Here is a 19,341-nt window from a genome sequence, read left to right as displayed (position 1 = left end):
TCAATGTCAGTATTACTAGTTGAAAAGCTAAATAAGACTTTCAAGGGCGGCCTTTTTGAAAAAGACCGTCATGTATTGCAAAACGTCTCATTCCATTTGCCCGAAGGGCAGACCACAGGTTTTGTCGGCAGCAATGGCGCCGGCAAAACCACCACAATTAAATGTATTTTCGACTTTATTCGTCCCGATAGCGGTCGCATTGATTTCTTTGGCGCACCTCTTAGTAGTGAATCCAAAACCCGCATCGGTTACCTGCCGGAGCGCCCCTATCTCTATGAATTTCTGACGGGCATGGAATTCCTGCGACTGCATTGGAATCTTTGCTACGGCCTGACTCAAAAAGACTTTATCGAAAGAGCTCATGAGGCTTTGAAAAAAGTGGATCTGTTTGAGGCCCGTGACCGTCGCTTGCGTACTTATTCCAAGGGTATGTTGCAAAGGGCAGGCATTGCTCAGGCAATTCTGACTCGTCCCGATTTGTTGATTTTGGATGAGCCCATGTCGGGCTTGGATCCGGATGGTCGCGCCCTGGTGAAGGACATTCTTCGCGAAGAACAAAAGCGGGGAGTTACTTTATTTTTCAGCAGCCACTTGCTTCAGGACATGGAAGAGCTTTGCTCTCGCCTGGTTGTCGTAAATAAAGGAAAAATTCTTTATGAAGGTGCTTTGACGCAGTTTATGGCTGAATTCCAAAGCCTGGAAAAAGCTTTCCAAGTTCAAAAGAATCGCGAGGCTGGCAATGTCTAAGGTCTGGACTCTGGCAAAAACAACATTGCGTGAAATGCTCCGTGAAAAAATCTTCTTTGTGGTGATTGTGATTGCCGTGTTGATGATTGCACTTAGTTTTTTACTCGGGGCACTTTCTTTTGCGGAACAAATCAAAATCATGGCGGACTTTGGCTTCCTTGGGGTGCAGCTGGCTCTTATGGGGATTTCACTTTTTTCCGGTTCCTACATCATCGCCAAAGAAGTGGAAAAACAAACCTGTCTGTTAATTTTATCCCGCCCAGTTTCCCGTAATCAGTTTATTCTGGGAAAACTATTTGGTGTGCTGGCGCTTAATACGATTTTGCTGCTGATTTTGGCGCTGATTTTATCGGTTCTATTGGGAATCTGGTCCAATCCATCACAACTTGAAGGATTTGCGGAGATCTGTTTAAGCCTGTGGTTTGAAAGTTCCGTGATTCTGGCATTCGTGATGTGGTTCAGTCTGGTGGTTCGCCCTGTATTGGCTTTGTGCGCGGGAATCGTTTTGTTCCTGCTGGGACATTGGCTGGGGGATCTGGCTTTTTTCGCGGCGAAAAGTAAAGAAGCACTGTTCGCACAGATTGTCGAAATCCTGCACTGGATTGTTCCGAATCTATACCGCATGAACTGGAAATCAGCCTACTACCTTCAAGCGGGATTGCCTGCAAAAGACGTCCTTTGGATGACCGCACATATGACGGGTTGGTTTGTGATTTTCGTATTGTTGACCAATTTCTGCTTCAGGAGAAAAGACATTGTCTAGCCTAGATACATTCTACTATATCGCGTTCTTCGTGTTTGGAGCGCTGTTTGGCAGCTTTGGCAATGTGATCATCTATCGATTGCCTCGCGAAGAAAGCGTCGTTAAGCCCCGCAGTTATTGCTATGGCTGTAAAAATCAAATCGCCTGGTACGACAATATTCCTATTTTCAGCTGGTTTATTCTGCGGGGAAAATGCCGCAAGTGCGGTGCGAAGTTTTCGTTCAGATACCCTTTGGTGGAAATCATTATGGGGGTGTTGTTTGCCTTGTGTTATCACTATGCTGGCATTTCCTGGTCACTGATTGAATACTTGTTGTTTGTATTTGGTTTGGTGGTTTGCACGTTCATCGACCTGGATCACATGATTTTGCCGGATGAGTTCACTCTTTCGGGGATCGTCATTGGTTTGGTGGGTGCTGCTTTAAATCCCCAACGTGAGTTCCTGGATGCACTTTTCGGTGTGTTGATGGGGGGCGGATTTCTTTGGGGCATGGCTTATCTGTATTGGGTTTTCACCAAGCAGGAAGGCATGGGCGGAGGAGACATTAAACTCCTGGCCTGGATCGGGGCCCTCGTTGGCTGGCAGGCAATTCCTTTTGTGATTATGTCATCGGCCATTATCGGAAGTGTTGTGGGTATCGTCGCCGCCAGAAAACAAAAAGCAGGACTAAAGACTGTAATTCCTTTCGGACCTTACCTGGCCTTGGGTGCGATCTTGTATTTGTTCGGAGGCCAGACGATAGCATTGTGGTACCTGGACCTTTTTCTTCCGGGATTAAGCTAAAGTCGCTAGACCCCCGGTTTGACATTCTATTCCCGACCAGAAATAATTTACTATGTTAGACTTGTGTCTGAAGGACGTAAGTCTTTAAAAAGACATCGAAGTGGTTCAACTGGGGAAGCAGCTAAAGAATGTTTTTTAAATCAAAAAAAGTAATCGGACTCGACATCGGTACGAGTTCCATTAAATTAGCCGAAATGGACGTGAGTGGAAAGGGAGCTCAGCTGCTCTCCTTTGGTATCGTACCAACTCCACCCAACTCAGTTTCCGGTGGTGAAATTGTTGATATCGCCTCGGTCGGTATTGCAATTCAGAATCTGATCAACGAAGTTAAATCGAAAAGAAAAAACATCGCCACGGCCATGTGGGGAACCGCTGTCATCGTAAAGAAAATCACGATTCCCAAAATGGACAGAAAGCTGGTCAAAGACCAGATTCGTTTCGAGGCTGAGCAATACATTCCGTTTGATATCAACAATATCAGCCTTGCTCATCACATTCTTCCAACCAGTGTGTCTCCGGATACAATGGATATTCTTTTGATCGCTGCGCAAAATGAACTCGTAAACCAATACACTCAAGTGATCGAGTTCAGTGCCTTGAAGTGTTCAGTTCTGGATGTCAGTGGATTCGCCTTGGCGAATTCATTTGAAGTGAACTACGGAAAATTCACGGGCGAAGTAGTGGGACTTTTCAACTTCGGAGCCTCCATCACGAACTTTGTGGTTCTTCAGTACGGCGAAATCATTTTCTGTCGTGATATCCCGGTTGGCGGTGCCAACTATACCAACGAAATCCACAAGGCGATGGGCGTGACTGTGGGCGAAGCAGAAGCACTGAAATTAAGTGCTGTTTCCCGTCGTGATGTCCCTGATGATGTTCACAGCGTGATCAGCGCCACGAACGAGGCTGTGACCGAAGAGATTCGCAGTAGCTTGGACTTTCTAAGTGCCACAACAAATGGTCTGACTTTGAATCGTTGTTTTTATACCGGTGGAAGTTCACAAACTTCGGGTTTGGTGGAAACGATCACGCGTGTAACAGGGATTCCTATGGAGCCCTTTAATCCGTTCGCTAAAATCAAAGCCAATCCGAAAAAATTCTCTCCAGAGTATCTGGCGCAAATCAGTAACTTTGCGGGTGTGGTCACTGGTTTGGCTCTTCGTCAGGAGGGGGACGGCACATGATTAAAATCAATCTTGCCTCCTCACAGGTTGGAACCAACGCAGCGATGGGCGCACAATTCGGCGACGGCGAAGGCGGGGAAATTCTTGTCAGCGACGAAACCCGCAAGGAAGCCATCAAGCGACTTTTGGTCGCCTTGATTCCGGTGATTGGTCTCTATGTGTATCAGGAACAGCATATTCCTCAGTTGCAGGCGCAACTGGGTTCCTTGCAGACGACTTTGCGCGAGCTCGAAGACTACAATTCCAAACAGGCGGCGTCGGTTGCGGAGATCAAAAAGTTTAAAGAAGACGAAGCTGTTATCGAGGCACGTATCTCAGCCCTGGATAAAATTTCCAGAGACCGCTATCGCGAAATTCGCGTGATGGATTTATTGCAGCAGGTGATTCCTGAAAAGGCCTGGCTGACTCAAATCAATCTGAATCCTGAAAAAATGAATGTCCAGGGCCTGGGACTGAGTGATTTTGAAGTCTCTCAGTTTTTGGAGGCTTTGACGAAGAGTGTGTTCCTGATGGATGTGAATTTGGTGAGCTCAACCGAGGTGACCGTTGATGGAATGATCCTGAAGAAATTCGAGATCAGTGCTGTTTTGGAGAGATCACCATGAATAAGTTCTTCGAAACACTAGCCACCTATACTTATGGAAAAGCATTCGGTCTGGGCATTTTATTGTGCGCAGTGTTTTATTTTACTTTGTATGATGATGGTTCTGCCTTGGAAGCCCAAATCGCTGGAGTTCAGCAGCAGGTGCAAGAGCAGGAAGCCAAGAAAAAAGACACCGATGCGACCTTGAAACAGGTTAATGAAATGCGGGAAAAACTGGGACGTTTAAGTCAGCAGTATCAGGAAATCTCGCGCAGACTTCCTACGGTTCTATTCTCGATCGACATCAACAAGGCGATCGACGGATTCGCTCGTGGTGCCGGGGTCAGTGTGAAAATCAAAAAACCCACGGACAACATCAAACGTGAAGTCGTGGAAGAGGTTCCGGTGGACGTAACACTGGAAGGCAGCTATGCGCAACTGGCGCAGTTCGTAAACCTTGTGTCCAGCTCCGAGCGTATGGCACGAGTGAAAAATATTGTTATTTCAGAACAGACGGATGCAGATCCGACGAAACGGTTGAAATTTGAAGGCCAGGTTGTGGGTTACAAACTTGCACCTGAAAAAGAGAAAACGGGGACGGCGCAGTGAAATCAGTAAGATGGATGATGTCTTACATTATAGTTGCTGCTTTAGGGCTTTGGCTGGCATTTGCTGTCAGTGCACGGTTCATGTCACCGGCTTATTCTCAGGAACAACCTCCACCGGCAGAATTGCCTCCAGCCCCTCCGGCGGCTCCACCAGCAGGTGGACCGAATAATGGGGATTTGCCTCCGGAGTTTATGAATGAGATTAATCAGGCTCAGCCGCCAGGAGCTCCGCCTCCTCCGGCGCCGCCGACTAATGTGCAAACGGCTCCGCCAGCGATTCCACCTCCAAATCCAGGTGATATCCCTCAAGAGCCCATGCAAATGGGTGATGCAGTGACAGCACCGGCAGCTCCATCGATTTCGGATATGCTGTCTAAGGACAGTTATGCTTATGATCCAAACGGTAAACGTGACCCTTTCAAACCGTTCCGGATTATCAAGGTTTCGCGTAAGGAAGTTCCAACAGATCAGCTGGAACCATTGCAGCGTTGGGATTTGGACAGATTGCAGATCATCGGTATCCTGTGGGATGTGAAAACACCACGGGCCATGATTCGCGATCCAGATGGTGGTGTTTTCACTGTAGTTAAGAACTCAAAAATGGGCCGAAAAGACGGATATATTTCGGCTATCCGTGAAGGTGAGATTGTCGTCATCGAAACTCGTTACGATGAGGATAAACCTGTAAAAGAATCTCGCATCATGGAGTTTAAAAAATAATCTCTTTAAGGGAGGTACTAATGAACGGATTCATTAGATTAATGATCGTCGCTGCTTTGATTGCATCGCTTACCTCGTGTGCAAGTCGCCCACCAGCGGATGATCTGTCATTGGATGACGGCCTGGATTCCTCAGCGAATACTGAGCTTAGCATGGATGATTCATCCGGCGCGGATTCCTTTGCAGAAGGGGATGCTGCTGCCTCTGCACCTGCTGATTCAGGTTCAGAAAGTACAGACGAATTCGCCGATTTTGAAAACGATGCTCCGGCTGAAGCACCAACAGAGCAAGCGCAACAAGGCGGCGGCCTGGAAGACGAATTCAATATGGCCGAGGGCGAAGCTCCTCAACAGGCACCAGCAGAGCAGGCTCCCGCGCAAGCGGATGCCGGCCCGGTTGAAATGCCACCTATTGAAGACATGGCTCCTCCTGCAGAACCAGAAATCGCTGATATGCCAGAACAACCTGCGCCACCGGCACCAGAGCCGGAAATTGCTCAGGAACCGGTTTCAACTCCAGCGGCAGCTCCACAGGCAAGACCGGCAACAATCACAGATTTGCAGTTTAAATCCAATGAAAACGGCGGAACAATCGTGGTTCAAGCCAATCGTCCTTTGAACTTCACAACGCGCTCGAATCCTGATTTGCACCAGTACATTGTTGAAGTTGAAAATGCGATTCTTCCGGATCGTTTGAAGCGTTCATTGAACACGAAAGATATTCGTGGAGCAGTGGGGGCTATCGATGCCTATCAAAATCCGGGTTCCACGACAGCCCGTTTCGTTATTCAATTGCGTGACGGTGTTTCAGAACCTGCAGTTCAGAATGAAGGCAATTCATTGTTGATCGTGGCAGCAGGAACGGCGACTTCAAACGTGGCTTCTTCAGGTTCACAGGATGCTGAAATTGAAGTTGAAGGGGGAGAAGGAAAAATTCTTCCAAATCAGAATTTGACTGAATTCCTGACTGGCAACACGCGATTCTACGGAAAAAAGATCTCTATCGAAACCAGTAACATGGACATCCGCGATGCTCTTAATCTGATCACAGAAGAGAGCGGCGTGAACATGGTTATCGCAGAAGAAGTTCGCGGTAACGTCAGCTTGAAACTTCGTCAGGTTCCTTGGGACCAGGCTCTGGTTGTTCTGATGAGAGCACGTAAACTGGGTTACACTCGTCAAGGCAACGTTCTAAGAATTGCACCATTGGTGGATTTGCGCTCTGAGGAAGACGATGCGAATAAACTTGCGTTGGCTCGTAAAAATCTGGAGCCATTAAAAGTACGCATGTTCTCTATCAGCTATGCCAAAGTTGATGATCTTGAGAAAAAGCTAAAAGACTTCGTAGGCGAGCGCGGTAAAGTTGTCGGTGACCCTCGTACCAGCTCTTTGGTGATTACTGATATCGCAGAAAATATCGAGCGTGCGGCTAAATTGATCCGCAGCCTTGATACTCAGCCGCCACAAGTGTTGATTGAAGGTAAGATTGTTGAAGCTTCCGAGCGATTTCAACGTCAGGTGGGTGTCAGCTGGAACGTGTCCGGTCAGTCCATCAATTTGGGCAATACACAGCGTGGTCCAGTGACAATGAATCCAAGATTTAACATCAACCCTACAAATACACAGACCGGGAACTTCAACTTCTCGGTGGATGTTGGTACTCTGGATATATTCGGAAGTATTTCAGCGGCCCTGGCATTGTCAGAGTCCGAGGATAAAGTTAAAACACTTTCTTCTCCAAGAATCCTGACTATGTCGAATGAGACTGCATACATTAGTCAGACGACTGAAGTACCGGTGAAGCAGGTGACCATTACAGGAAATTCACAACAAGAAACGTATCAATTCAAGCCATTGGCCCTGCGCTTGGACGTAACTCCTCAGGTAACGGTCGACGGATCTGTTATGATGAAAGTGAAGATTGGTCGCCAAACTCAAGGGGCGGTGCAAACCGATGGTTCGTTCTCGACGGACAGTCGCGAAGCAGACACCCGGGTTTTGGTTAAGAATGGCCAGACGGCAGTTATCGGTGGAATCTACTCCAGCGATGCCACAGAGGCAGAAGTTGGCGTTCCTTGGTTCCGCGAAATTCCGGTTATTGGCAACCTGTTTAAAATGCAGAAAAGGACCAAAGATAAAAGAGAACTTTTGGTGTTCCTGACTCCGCGAGTGACAACACCAGCAGGTGGGCCAAACAACACGGCTGAAGAATAGCAAGGAGGAGATATGAAGACAGTAAAGTTAGCGTTAGTAGCTTTAGTTCTCGCAAGTATCACCTCTTGTGGCAGCGGTGAGGGCACAGCTGTTCAAGTTTCAGTTTCCTCGAACATCAAGTGGACGGTTCCTTCGAAAGGTATTTCCTGTTATTCAAATAAGACGGGCTTAGAAAATAATACCACTCCTGAAAAGGATGTGACAGAGGCGTATTTTGCCATTCCAACAGTCAGCTTCCAGATTGGTGATAAAACCAAGGATACCTATATTTCTCTGATTAAGATTATGTATACTCCACCGAATGGTTCTGCACAGGAATGTGCTTTTGCGGATGAAAACCTTGCGGCCCTAAAAGCCTCATGGTGGAGTTCGACTAACAAGGTTGCATACTTCCCGGCCGGAACAGCGGATAACGCTGCGATCACTGATTGTTCCATCAAGTGTGGTGGCATCAGCGTAGATATCGCTAACTTCACGGCCAGCGGAACAGTTAAAATCTACGGTTACCAAGTGGACCCGAATGATCCGGAAGCCCAAGAGGGCTTTGTGTCGACGACCTATTTCACTTACGGAACCCAGTTTTAATTCCTGAACTTCGAGTATGAAAAGTAAAAAAGCTGCAGCGTCTATCGCCGCAGTTTTTTTGTTATTTAACGCATGAAACTCCAGGAGCTTGGTTCGCAACGTTGCTCACTGAATAGCAGACGGCCCCCGACGCATCTTTAATTTGAATGATCTGACTTACGATCCCTCGGTCACTGATGATCTCAACCAGCTCAGCCGTGGATCCGTCCGCAAAAGAGGACGTGGCTTTAATTTGGCTTCCGGCATAGGCTGCAAAGCCTCCTACACACGCTAAAACGAGTAAAATCACTAGGTAGACGCGCTTATTCATGTTTTGCTCCTCAACAGCGTGATTTCCGCTGATAAATGCATTATAGGTTTCTTCATGGATCTGTTTAGTGCGTCATCGTCATCTCTTTCAACTTCCCCATTGTCTGAAATCCTTCGTCCAAAAAACCTGGATGAAATTATCGGGCAAGAGAAGACCATTGGAGTACAGTCTAAACTGGGTCAAATGCTTCGCAAAGGCTACCTGCCAAGTCTCATAATCTGGGGCCCTCCTGGAACAGGTAAAACCACTTTTGCTCTGGCCTTGAGTCAGCATTTCAAAGCCCATTTTGAAAATATCAACGCAACAGAAGCCGGGACCAAGGCTTTGCGTGAAATCGGCGAGGCGGGACGGGACCGCCGCCTTCAATACCAGCAAAAAACCATCCTTTTCGTGGACGAGATCCATCGTTTTAACAAAGGTCAGCAGGACGTGCTTCTGCCTTTCGTGGAAAAGGGTGATTTGGTATTGGTGGGTGCTACCACTGAAAATCCCAGTTACGAGCTGAACCGCGCTCTTTTAAGTCGTTGTCGTGTGGTTGTTTTCGAACGCTTAAGCGAAGCGAACCTGCGCCACATCGTTAAACGTGCTGAAGAACAATATGCAAAATCCCTTGATCAGGTATTGCAACCTGAAGCCGTCGAAAATCTTCTGCAATTTTCTGACGGAGACGCCCGTCGCCTGATTAACAGCCTCGAAATCCTGTACAGCTTTATGAAGGACGGCGAGGAATCACCGCTTTCAACGAACGACATGCGCGAGCTGCTACAGCAAAATCCCATCGGCTACGACAAGAACTCCGAGATGCACTACGACGTCATCTCCGCGTTCATCAAAAGTATCCGAGGCAGCGATCCTGATGCTGCTGTTTACTATCTGGCCCGCATGCTTGACGGTGGTGAAGACCCAGTCTTTATCGCTCGCAGGCTTATTATTCTGGCCTCTGAAGACATCAGCAATGCCGATCCTCGCGCGATTTCCGTGGCCATCGCAGGGTTACAGGCAGTCGAAGCCATCGGTATGCCTGAAGGCGCGATCACACTCTCCCAAGTGGCTACGTACCTTGCGTCTTGTCCAAAATCCAACGCTTCATACATGGCTCTTCACAAAGCCCGCGCGCTCGTGGAGACCACAAAGACGCTTCCTGTTCCGTTGCACTTGCGATCATCTAAAACGGCTTTGTCTAAAGATCTGGGGTACGGGCAGGGTTACAAATACCCTCACGACTACCCAACGGGTTGGACTGAACAGAGCTATCTTCCAGATGAACTCAAAGGCGAAAAAATATACGAGCCGACTACTCATGGTTTCGAGAAAAACATTCGCGAATATCTAGCCTGGATGAAACAACGCCGCTCCGAAAATAAAGACTCTTAGTCGACCCTTCGCCTCAGCCTCGGCTCCCTGGAGATGCGTGTTCCGCGACACGCCTTCCAGGCTCACTGTGGCCCATCCTCCTTCGCTGGCGCTACGGAGGATGGGTGCGCGCATCCATGCGCCCACAGAGGTCGCTGCACACACATCTCCAGGGAGCCGAGGCTGAGGCAAAGGGCCTCCGCGGTTTTTCTTCTTCGTTCGTGAATAAAGAAGATTGGGGAAACCTTTTCTGTATAGGGAAAATTAAATTGTTTCGGCATGTTGAGATATTGCCAGTTGCCTGAGAAAGGCTGTTGTCTTTGTTTGTCTCAAAAGAAAAAGGGGCTTTGTGGCCCCTTTTCTTTTTCAAATTTCTTTTTCTAATTTTTTAGATGGCTCTTTGGGCGCAGACGCATAGGCATTCTTCTGTGCCTTGAGATGTGTGAGTGTGCTTGGTGTTTGCTGGGATTTCCACGCGGTCACCGGGGCGTAGTACGAATTGGTTGCCTGAGATGTTGAATAGCATTTCTCCGGCTACGATGATGCGCACTTCTGCGAAGGGGTGGCGGTGTTCTGGAATTTTTGTCTGTGGAGCATAGGTCTCGTCAAACGGCTCCAGACCTTCTGCTTCCAGAATCATGTGTACTTGTGTTTTGCTTGGCACCAGGGGTGCCTGCCAGCGTGTGATGATCATAATTGGCCTCTTTAATCTGACTTTGGTTATCTCAAATCGGAACACGAGTTACAAGTCACACCGCGATTGACTCGCCTTGAAACACCTTTCCCTGGGAAAAATCAAATTGCTACAGGATAAGAGACTGGTTTCTGCATAAATATAAAAACAACGTTAAGTCCACTCCTAGGATGTCGATACCTTTATGGTAAAGAAAGGCCCAGTTCGGGGAGGGTATTTTGAGCAATTCTAAATCAAAGTCGACACACGCGGAACTTGATCACATCTTGAATTTTGTCGATTCCTCAAAAGGGCTTCGCGCGAAAATGAACGATACTGGCAGAGTGCAATTGCGCCAGGATCTAGATGGCAAATTATTTACTTTCAGCTCTCAGGATATCAATGAAGTCCTGCACAGAGCAGACTCTGAAGGTAAGGCTTTCTTGCAGGTGAACTTCAAGAATGGCGCAAAGATTTTGTTAACTGAAACGTTGATCGGATTCAAACCGATTGAAACTCTAGGGCTGGATATGTCTAGAATCCCTAAAGTCGTAACGACTCCTGACTTAGTCAGCGTGTATGAAGCGATTGAAGAGTCTTTGGGTGCTGATAACGGCAACGATACAGAAACGGAAATCCTAAAAAAGGTTTATTTGGCTATTATTAGCGGCGGCGAAAAGGTCGGCTTCGATCTAGCTGCGGAACGTAAGTGGTTAAACCGACTTCTTGCGTCTAAATTCAAAGCTTCTGCTTAAAACTCTGTAAATACATACATTTAAATGGTTTTTTTGAAATAAACGAGGCTCCAACCTCGTTTATTTATTAGGCAGAATTCAACCTGCATTAAGTTTTCGAAAAAAAGCTATTGACCTTTTTCGGGGTCTGAGCGAAAACCAGTCCCACTTTGCGGGGGTATAGCTCAGCTGGGAGAGCGTCTGATTTGCATTCAGAAGGTCGCAGGTTCGATCCCTGTTACCTCCACCAAATTACTTTTTTAGGACTTTTGTCGAATCGATGAAAAAATAAAAAAGATTGTTGACGGGGACAAAATACAGAGTAATATCTGTTCCTCGCGCTGCCGAAAGGCAGTGAATTTTAAGTTTCGCTCTTTGAAAACTGAATAGCTAGAAGAAATAGATTTTTGGGCTCTTTGAATACTGGGTAACTAGTATTCACAATTTCAAATTAAATATATTCGAACAAACATACAAGCGAGAGCTAGTAGTTTGGTTGATACAGAATTTAAACTGGAGAGTTTGATTCTGGCTCAGAACAAACGCTGGCGGCGTGCCTAATACATGCAAGTCGAACGGGGAAAGCTTTCGGGTGAGTACTAGTGGCGCACGGGTGAGTAACGCGTGGATAATCTGCCTTAGAGTGGGGGATAACGAATCGAAAGATTCGCTAATACCGCATAAGACCACAAGAACTGCGGTTCAAGAGGTCAAAGGTTTTTCGCTCTAAGATGAGTCCGCGTAAGATTAGCTAGTTGGTGAGGTAACGGCTCACCAAGGCGACGATCTTTAACTGGTCTGAGAGGATGATCAGTCACACTGGAACTGAGACACGGTCCAGACTCCTACGGGAGGCAGCAGTAGGGAATATTGCACAATGGAGGAAACTCTGATGCAGCGACGCCGCGTGAGTGATGAAGGCCTTCGGGTCGTAAAGCTCTGTCGCAGGGGAATAACACAATGAATGTACCCTGCAAGAAAGGATCGGCTAACTTCGTGCCAGCAGCCGCGGTAAGACGAGGGATCCTAGCGTTGTTCGGAATTATTGGGCGTAAAGCGGGTGTAGGTGGCTATGTAAGTCAGGTGTGAAAGCCTAGGGCTCAACCCTAGAAGTGCATCTGATACTGCGTAGCTTGAGTGGTAGAGAGGATAGTAGAATTCTTGGTGTAGTGGTAAAATACGTAGATATCAAGAGGAATACCGGTGGCGAAGGCGGCTATCTGGCTACACACTGACACTCAGACCCGAAAGCGTGGGGATCAAACAGGATTAGATACCCTGGTAGTCCACGCTATAAACGATGGATACTTGTTGTTGGAGGTATTGACCCCTTCAGTGACGAAGCTAACGCGTTAAGTATCCCGCCTGGGGAGTACGGTCGCAAGATTAAAACTCAAAGAAATTGACGGGGGCCCGCACAAGCGGTGGAGCATGTGGTTTAATTCGATGCAACGCGAAGAACCTTACCTAGGCTTGACATGTACTGGAAGATTGGCGGAAACGTCGTCGCCCGCAAGGGTCGGTACACAGGTGCTGCATGGCTGTCGTCAGCTCGTGTCGTGAGATGTTGGGTTAAGTCCCGCAACGAGCGCAACCCCTGCATTTAGTTGCCAGCATTAAGTTGGGCACTCTAGATGGACTGCCGGTGTTAAACCGGAGGAAGGTGGGGATGACGTCAAGTCCTCATGGCCCTTATGCCTAGGGCTACACACGTGCTACAATGGTAGTCACAAACTGAAGCGAAGTCGCGAGATGGAGCTAATCGGAGAAAAGCTATCTAAGTTCAGATTGGTCTCTGCAACTCGAGACCATGAAGTTGGAATCGCTAGTAATCGCGGATCAGAATGCCGCGGTGAATACGTTCCCGGGCCTTGTACACACCGCCCGTCACACCATGAAAGTTGGTTGTACCAGAAGTCGCTGCGCTAACCGCAAGGAGGCAGGCGCCCAAGGTATGGTCGATGATTGGGGTGAAGTCGTAACAAGGTAGCCGTAGGGGAACCTGCGGCTGGATCACCTCCTTTCTAAGGATTACGGTGATCAGCACTTCAAGTTTATCTTGAAGAAAAGCAATCACATATCTTAGGTCAACTCACTCTTCCCGAGTGGGTGAGTCCCAAAAATCTTTTCTAGCTGTTTAGTTTTGAGAGAGTGAAAACTCTTATGCGCATCTAACATGGGCCAGTAGCTCAGTTGGTTAGAGCACACGCTTGATAAGCGTGGGGTCGGAAGTTCGAGTCTTCCCTGGCCCACCAACTTTCAACAAATTGAGTTGGTCTGTTAGAGGCACAAAAGAGGTTTTTGCTACTTAATGTTTTCGTTCTTTGACAATTGAATAGATTGATTTAGTTGATTTTTAGCGAGGTTAGTTCCATTTTTTAAAGCTACAAAGGGCTTACGGTGGATGCCTTGGCACTAAGAAGCGATGAAGGACGTGGTAAGCTGCGATAAGCTTCGGGTAGTGGCACACACACTTTGACCCGGAGATTTCCGAATGGGGAAACCCACCATTTTATGGTATCATTCACTGAATACATAGGTGTCTGAAGCGAACGAGGGGAAGTGAAACATCTCAGTACCCTCAGGAAAAGAAATCAATTCCGAGATTACCCTAGTAGTGGCGAGCGAACGGGTAACAGCCTAAACCTTAATCATTTATTTGATTGAGGGGTCGTGGGACCGCAATATGGGACCGGAGAGTATAGAACAACAGTCTGGAAAGTCTGGCAAGATAGGGTGATAGCCCCGTGTTCGAAATGCTCAATGGCTCTAGCGGCATCCCGAGTACCACAAAACACGTGAAATTTTGTGGGAATCTGTGAGGACCACCTCATAAGGCTAAATATTCCTTAGTGACCGATAGTGAACAAGTACCGTGAGGGAAAGGTGAAAAGAACCCCGAGAGGGGAGTGAAATAGAAACTGAAACCGTAAGCTTACAAGCAGTTAGAGCCCCTTACGTGGGTGATAGCGTACCTTTTGCATAATGAGTCAGCGAGTTATGTTTGCAAGCGAGATTAAGCCGTTGAAGGTGTAGTCGTAGCGAAAGCGAGTCTGAATAGGGCGTTTAGTTTGCAGGCATAGACCCGAAACCCGGTGATCTAATCATGGACAGGTTGAAGCGAGGGTAACACCTCGTGGAGGACCGAACAAGTTGAGGTTGAAAACTCTTTTGATGATCTGTGATTAGGGGTGAAAGGCCAATCAAACTGGGTGATAGCTGGTTCTCCCCGAAATATATTTAGGTATAGCGTTGAGTAAAAAGTATCGTGGAGGTAGAGCACTGAATGGGCTAGGGGTCTTTACCGGATTACCAAACCCAAATAAACTCCGAATGCCACAGATATGTTCCTCAGCAGGCAGACTCAGGGTGATAAGGTCATGAGTCGAGAGGGAAAGAGCCCAGACCAACAGCTAAGGTCCCTAAATGCACGCTCAGTGGAGAACGTTGTGGAGTTACTTTGACAACTAGGAGGTTGGCTTAGAAGCAGCAATCCTTTAAAGAAAGCGTAATAGCTCACTAGTCTAGTGACTCTGCGCGGAAGATACAACGGGGCTAAGCGTGTTACCGAAGCTTTGGATTAAGATATTTTATATTTTAGTGGTAGGGGAGCGTTCTAGCGTAGGATGAAGGTTGACCGGTAGGACAGCTGGACGAACTAGAAGTGATCATGCTGACATAAGTAGCGTTGAACTCGGGTGAAAAACCCGGGCGCCGAAAACTCAAGGATTCCTGGGTAAAGATAATCTTCCCAGGGTTAGTCGAGTCCTAAGATGAGGCCAAGTGGCGTAATCGATGGCAAAACGGTTAATATTCCGTTACCTAGCAAATTGTGTTTAAGGAATGACGGTATAGGCTATCTCAGCCTCTTATTGGATTGAGGTGTAAGCGTGTAGGTGGTGTCGTAGGCAAATCCGCGGCACATAACACTGAGGCGTGAATGCGAGGATCTTTGATCCGGAAGTGAGAAAAGCCATGTATCCAAGAAAAGTTTCGTAAATTTAGATTTGTTAGCTCGTACCGTAAACCGACTCAGGTGAGTGGGGTGAATATCCTAAGGCGATGGGGTGAATTTTGGTCAAGGAACTCGGCAACTTAACACCGTAACTTCGGGAAAAGGTGTGCCCGCGAGAGTGTAAGGATTTACTCCCCAAGCTTTTTCGGGTCGCAGAGAAATGGGAGTAGCGACTGTTTATCAAAAACACAGGTATGTGCAAAGTCTCAAGACGAAGTATACATACTGACGCCTGCCCGGTGCTGGAAGGTTAAGAGGATTAGTTAGCGCAAGCGAAGCTGAGAATCGAAGCCCCAGTAAACGGCGGCCGTAACTATAACGGTCCTAAGGTAGCGAAATTCCTTGTCGGGTAAGTTCCGACCTGCACGAATGGCGTAACGACTTCTCCGGTGTCTCGACCAAATGCCTCGCGAAATTGAATTCTCGGTGAAAATGCCGAGTACCCGCAGAAAGACGGAAAGACCCCGTGAACCTTTACTGTAGCTTGGCAGTGATTTTAGAGTTGGCATGTGTAGGATAGGTGGGAGACTTTGAAGCAGGGGCGCTAGCCCTTGTGGAGTCAACCTTGAAATACCACCCTTGGCACCTTTGAAATCTAACCTGCTGCTCTTTACGAGCAGAGGGACACTGTCTGGTGGGCAGTTTGACTGGGGCGGTCGCCTCCCAAAAAGTAACGGAGGCGCGCGATGGTCCCCTCAGCCTGATTGGAAACCAGGCGTCGAGTGCATTGGCATAAGGGGGCTTGACTGCGAGACCTACAAGTCGAGCAGGTGCGAAAGCAGGCCAAAGTGATCCGGTGGTCCCGCGTGGAAGGGCCATCGCTCAACGGATAAAAGGTACTCCGGGGATAACAGGCTTATTCCATCCAAGAGTCCATATCGACGATGGAGTTTGGCACCTCGATGTCGGCTCATCACATCCTGGGGCTGGAGCAGGTCCCAAGGGTTTAGCTGTTCGCTAATTAAAGTGGTACGCGAGCTGGGTTCAGAACGTCGTGAGACAGTTTGGTCCTTATCTTCTGTGGGCGCATGAAATTTGAGTAGACCTGTCCTTAGTACGAGAGGACCGGGATGGACGAACCTCTGGTGTTCCTGTTGTTCTGCCAAGAGCAATGCAGGGTAGCTATGTTCGGAACTGATAACCGCTGAAAGCATCTAAGCGGGAAGCAGACTACAAGATTAGATTTCACTGGGGCTTCGGCCCCCTAAAGACTCCTCGGAGACTACGAGGTTGATAGGCGGAAGGTGTAAGTACAGTAATGTATTCAGCTGATCCGTACTAATAGGTCGTGAGGCTTTTTTAAAAAAATATTCTTCTAATTTTTAAGTTACGAAGATTTCGTCTCAGTGACTTCCTTTAATTAGGAATGAGAGACTAGCTCTCTGAATAAGTAAGAGAGTTAAAACTTGGAACTAACGATAACTCGCTAAAAATCAATTAAATCAATCATTCAGTTGTCTGAAATAGAAAGTAACTTCTCCATTTGTATTGGAAGTAAGTTGCAAAGAAGAACGACGAAGTATAAACGTACTTCATCTTTGTTTTAATAAACGCTTTGCTGGTGTTTATAGCAGAGGGGCCACACCTGATCCCATTCCGAACTCAGAAGTTAAGTCCTCTTGCGGCGATGGTATTGCATGGGCGACCATGTGGGAGAGTAGCACGACGCCAGCTCTTTTTTACTCGAACCCGGTCTGGAAACAGATCGGGTTTTTTTATGGGTAAATTAAAACTAAAATTAGTTTATATATTAAAGACGACTTTTGCGTCTGCACGAATTTCCTACCTAAACCTCCTAAGAAACAACGAAGGAATTAGTTACTTTGAGCTTGCAGGGCTAGCAGTAGCTGTCGGAGTTGGTTGCTGTTGCTGTTTTGGTGTCGGCGTTGGTTCTGTTGGTGGGGATTGTCTGTTGAGAGTACTCATCAGATAGGTTCGGCCGATTTCGAAGAATTTGTTTTTTGTCTTTATGTCTTTCAGACTCATTTGCAGGATGATGCCGGGATCTTTTTCGTCGGGCATATCCAGGACTTCTACTTCTAAATAATAGTTACCTTCTTTGACTCTTTGAAGGGTTAGCTTCTCGCTACCCAGTAGCGTGCGCGCGAGGTCAGATCTAACTTGGTATTCGATCGTGGCGATAGAGTTCCACTCTTTTGGAAGCTGTCCGGATTTTTTTAGTTCGCTGATGTCGTCATTTATTAATTTAACCAATTGCTGTGCAGGGGTTAATTGAATGCAGTTTTCCTGGGAGGCTTTGGTGCCTTTGATGAAGTTTGCTGTTGGATTGTCTTGAACGATCAAGAAGGCAAGGACGCCTGCTGCGAGAATAACCAGAGTACCAATAATTTTGTAGATCATAACTGTCCTTCTTATGCCCAAGCGCTGGCTGCGATGCGGTCCTTATATTATTGGGAGAATTCCCTAGGGGAACAAAGGCTTTTGCGACGGCGACCAAAATCGCTCCTTCAGGCTAGGCCGATTTGAAAGGCTAAATTACTGAAATTGCACAAGAAAGAGCGCCCTTAAGGGGCCTCTGTCAATGATTTCGACAAGTGGGATGGGGGTCGTGGAATCTGGCGAAATCATAAATGTTATCTCTTTACGTACACTTAGGGTAATCCTCGAAAACTGGCACTGAGATTGGATATATCCAGGTGAGAGAGGTGTGCCTATGAAAACACTTACCAAACTAACAGCTCTGGCGTTTATCGCTGGATTTTACGTGGGATGCTCCCCGGTTAAATTCGGTGTCAGCAGTGCAGTCTGTAATGCTGATACGGACTGTGTGGTTCAAAACAACAAGAAGGCTTACTCTTATCCAGTCACCGCCGGCGCTGGAAAGGTCGACATCCTGATTGTAAATGACAATTCAGCTTCGATGTCTTTTGAACAAAAGCGTTTGGCACCTCGTTTTGCGAATTTCATTCAAAATCTTGATGCTTCCAAAGTTGATTATCGAATTGCGATTACTACTACTGATATCAGTGGCGGTACGCATTCGATGGGTGGTCAATTGATCACGTTCGGTGACGGCTCGAAATATATCACTCCTTCAAACGCAAACAGACTGTCCTTGTTTAATTCCGCTATTCAAAGAACTGAAACCAAGAATTGTGAAAACTGGGTTGCAAACTACCTTAGAAATAATGGCTTCAACTCGATCAACACACAGGCTTATGTAAATGCTTACAATGCGAATTGCCCATCGGGCGACGAGCGCGGCATTTATTCGGCAAATTTGATTGTGCAAAAGAATCCAAGCAGCTTCATCCGTAGCGATGCTCACTTGTCCATTATCTTTGTATCTGATGAAGATGAAAGAAGCGGTAAGTACTCGGACGGTTCTTTCCCACTGGCTGCTTTGGATCAACCGGCTTCATTGCCGAAGTCAGTTCAGTCTTCTTTAGGCAGCATTAAGTACAGCTCTTTGTCGATTCATGCGATCGTTGTAAAAGACTCTAATTGTTTGGCTCAACAAAATGCTCAGGTATTGGGAGACAATCCCAATCAGGATACCAAGGGATTGTTCCCGGGCTCCATTGGTTCGGCATATCTTTCCTTTACTAACGTAAGCCGCCCTTGGGGTATTGCAGCTGATATTTGTTCTGCTGACTACACAGGTCAATTGGGCACAATTCAAACTTCAATCCAAGCGAAGATCAAAGACATCCTGTTGAACTGCGCTAATCCAGAGAACCTGACTGTTAAAGTCGGTGGCACTAATGTCGCGCACTCTGTTTCCGGTACGGTGCTAACTCTGAGTCAGACATTGTCTCCAGGTACGACTGTGAATTTGTCTTATCAATGTGGTTTGTAAGTAAATTCACGACATAAAAAATTAAGAAAAATTTCAATGAAGGGCGCAGTCGAAAAAGACTGTGCCCTTTTCATTTTGAATCAGATTCCGACTTGAGATGAGACAATCACTTATAAATGTTTAAATTAGTGAGAAAGTTTTAGACAATAGAGGGGTTGCGGAAGGTGAGGAAGATTTCAGGACGTTTGAATTGAAGGACCCAGACGAAATTACTAGGTCTTAATCCTTTAGTCTTGAAAGTGATTTCCG

The 19,341-nt window shown here is 47.0% G+C and carries 15 protein-coding genes, 2 tRNA genes and 3 rRNA genes; 17 read left to right on the top strand and 3 right to left on the bottom strand.

Annotated features, from left to right (window positions below; genetic code table 11):
- The first annotated feature begins 3 nt into the window (after positions 1-3).
- The 9 genes from ACLVWU_RS14880 to ACLVWU_RS14840 all read left to right on the top strand — a co-directional run bounded on the left by ACLVWU_RS14880 (position 4) and on the right by ACLVWU_RS14840 (position 8,187).
- Entirely contained in the window at positions 4-747 is a 744-nt protein-coding gene (locus ACLVWU_RS14880; RefSeq protein ID WP_413575630.1) for an ABC transporter ATP-binding protein, read from the top strand.
- Positions 740-1,510 (top strand): ABC transporter permease, encoded by a 771-nt coding sequence (locus ACLVWU_RS14875; protein ID WP_413575629.1) that lies wholly within the window; start codon positions 740-742, stop codon positions 1,508-1,510. Before ACLVWU_RS14880 ends, ACLVWU_RS14875 begins: the two co-directional genes overlap by 8 nt.
- Positions 1,503-2,294, top strand: a complete 792-nt coding sequence (locus tag ACLVWU_RS14870) for a prepilin peptidase (protein ID WP_413575628.1) — start codon at positions 1,503-1,505, stop codon at positions 2,292-2,294. Before ACLVWU_RS14875 ends, ACLVWU_RS14870 begins: the two co-directional genes overlap by 8 nt.
- Before the next feature lie 128 nt (positions 2,295-2,422).
- On the top strand, positions 2,423-3,478 hold the full coding sequence (gene pilM / locus ACLVWU_RS14865; protein ID WP_413575627.1) for a type IV pilus assembly protein PilM: 1,056 nt from the start codon (positions 2,423-2,425) through the stop codon (positions 3,476-3,478).
- Positions 3,475-4,083 (top strand): PilN domain-containing protein, encoded by a 609-nt coding sequence (locus tag ACLVWU_RS14860; protein ID WP_413575626.1) that lies wholly within the window; start codon positions 3,475-3,477, stop codon positions 4,081-4,083. The genes pilM and ACLVWU_RS14860 overlap by 4 nt, the downstream gene beginning before the upstream one ends.
- Complete coding sequence (gene pilO, locus ACLVWU_RS14855; RefSeq protein WP_413575625.1) at positions 4,080-4,670, top strand: type 4a pilus biogenesis protein PilO; 591 nt, start codon at positions 4,080-4,082, stop codon at positions 4,668-4,670. Before ACLVWU_RS14860 ends, pilO begins: the two co-directional genes overlap by 4 nt.
- Positions 4,667-5,389 carry a pilus assembly protein PilP gene (locus ACLVWU_RS14850; protein ID WP_413575624.1) on the top strand — a complete coding sequence of 241 codons (723 nt, stop codon included), beginning with the start codon at positions 4,667-4,669 and terminating at the stop codon, positions 5,387-5,389. The genes pilO and ACLVWU_RS14850 overlap by 4 nt, the downstream gene beginning before the upstream one ends.
- A 20-nt stretch (positions 5,390-5,409) precedes the next feature.
- Positions 5,410-7,602 carry a type IV pilus secretin PilQ gene (locus tag ACLVWU_RS14845; protein WP_413575623.1) on the top strand — a complete coding sequence of 731 codons (2,193 nt, stop codon included), beginning with the start codon at positions 5,410-5,412 and terminating at the stop codon, positions 7,600-7,602.
- A 12-nt stretch (positions 7,603-7,614) separates the two neighbouring features.
- On the top strand, positions 7,615-8,187 hold the full coding sequence (locus ACLVWU_RS14840) for a hypothetical protein (protein ID WP_413575622.1): 573 nt from the start codon (positions 7,615-7,617) through the stop codon (positions 8,185-8,187).
- Positions 8,188-8,248: 61 nt separating this feature from the next.
- On the opposite strand, the gene ACLVWU_RS14835 is transcribed toward ACLVWU_RS14840, so the two are convergent.
- Positions 8,249-8,497: a hypothetical protein gene (locus tag ACLVWU_RS14835; RefSeq protein ID WP_413575621.1), complete on the bottom strand. Its 249-nt coding sequence runs from the start codon at positions 8,495-8,497 to the stop codon at positions 8,249-8,251.
- 54 nt (positions 8,498-8,551) lie between these two features.
- Here ACLVWU_RS14835 and ACLVWU_RS14830 point away from each other — a divergent pair, with 54 nt between their 5' ends.
- Complete coding sequence (locus ACLVWU_RS14830) at positions 8,552-9,871, top strand: replication-associated recombination protein A (RefSeq protein ID WP_413575620.1); 1,320 nt, start codon at positions 8,552-8,554, stop codon at positions 9,869-9,871.
- 367 nt (positions 9,872-10,238) lie between these two features.
- Here ACLVWU_RS14830 and ACLVWU_RS14825 read toward each other — a convergent pair whose 3' ends face one another.
- A complete protein-coding gene (locus ACLVWU_RS14825; protein ID WP_413575619.1) occupies positions 10,239-10,544 on the bottom strand; it encodes a cupin domain-containing protein in 306 nt (101 codons plus the stop codon).
- A gap of 218 nt (positions 10,545-10,762) precedes the next feature.
- Between ACLVWU_RS14825 and ACLVWU_RS14820 the strand changes: the two genes are divergently transcribed.
- From ACLVWU_RS14820 to rrf, 6 genes are all read left to right on the top strand, one after another.
- On the top strand, positions 10,763-11,278 hold the full coding sequence (locus tag ACLVWU_RS14820) for a hypothetical protein (protein ID WP_413575618.1): 516 nt from the start codon (positions 10,763-10,765) through the stop codon (positions 11,276-11,278).
- 153 nt (positions 11,279-11,431) lie between these two features.
- Positions 11,432-11,507 (top strand) — tRNA-Ala (locus ACLVWU_RS14815).
- A 260-nt stretch (positions 11,508-11,767) separates the two neighbouring features.
- Positions 11,768-13,281: ribosomal RNA gene (locus ACLVWU_RS14810) — 16S ribosomal RNA — on the top strand.
- A 154-nt stretch (positions 13,282-13,435) separates the two neighbouring features.
- Positions 13,436-13,512: transfer RNA gene (locus ACLVWU_RS14805), tRNA-Ile, on the top strand.
- A 122-nt stretch (positions 13,513-13,634) separates the two neighbouring features.
- Positions 13,635-16,575, top strand: a 23S ribosomal RNA gene (locus ACLVWU_RS14800).
- A 254-nt stretch (positions 16,576-16,829) separates the two neighbouring features.
- Positions 16,830-16,946: ribosomal RNA gene (gene rrf / locus ACLVWU_RS14795) — 5S ribosomal RNA — on the top strand.
- Together the 16S, 23S and 5S rRNA genes with 2 tRNA genes alongside form the textbook arrangement of a ribosomal RNA operon.
- Before the next feature lie 144 nt (positions 16,947-17,090).
- Here the strand turns inward: rrf and ACLVWU_RS14790 are convergent.
- A complete protein-coding gene (locus tag ACLVWU_RS14790; RefSeq protein WP_413575617.1) occupies positions 17,091-17,633 on the bottom strand; it encodes a hypothetical protein in 543 nt (180 codons plus the stop codon).
- Between the two features lie 313 nt (positions 17,634-17,946).
- Here ACLVWU_RS14790 and ACLVWU_RS14785 point away from each other — a divergent pair, with 313 nt between their 5' ends.
- Positions 17,947-19,092 carry a hypothetical protein gene (locus tag ACLVWU_RS14785; RefSeq protein WP_413575616.1) on the top strand — a complete coding sequence of 382 codons (1,146 nt, stop codon included), beginning with the start codon at positions 17,947-17,949 and terminating at the stop codon, positions 19,090-19,092.
- Positions 19,093-19,341: the final 249 nt, after the last annotated feature.

The sequence above is a fragment of the Bdellovibrio sp. HCB290 genome (genome assembly GCF_047305925.1).
Taxonomy (GTDB): Bacteria; Bdellovibrionota; Bdellovibrionia; order Bdellovibrionales; family Bdellovibrionaceae; genus Bdellovibrio.
The sequence above is the reverse complement of the archived record's forward strand: the minus strand, read 5'-3'. Positions and strand labels throughout refer to the sequence as shown.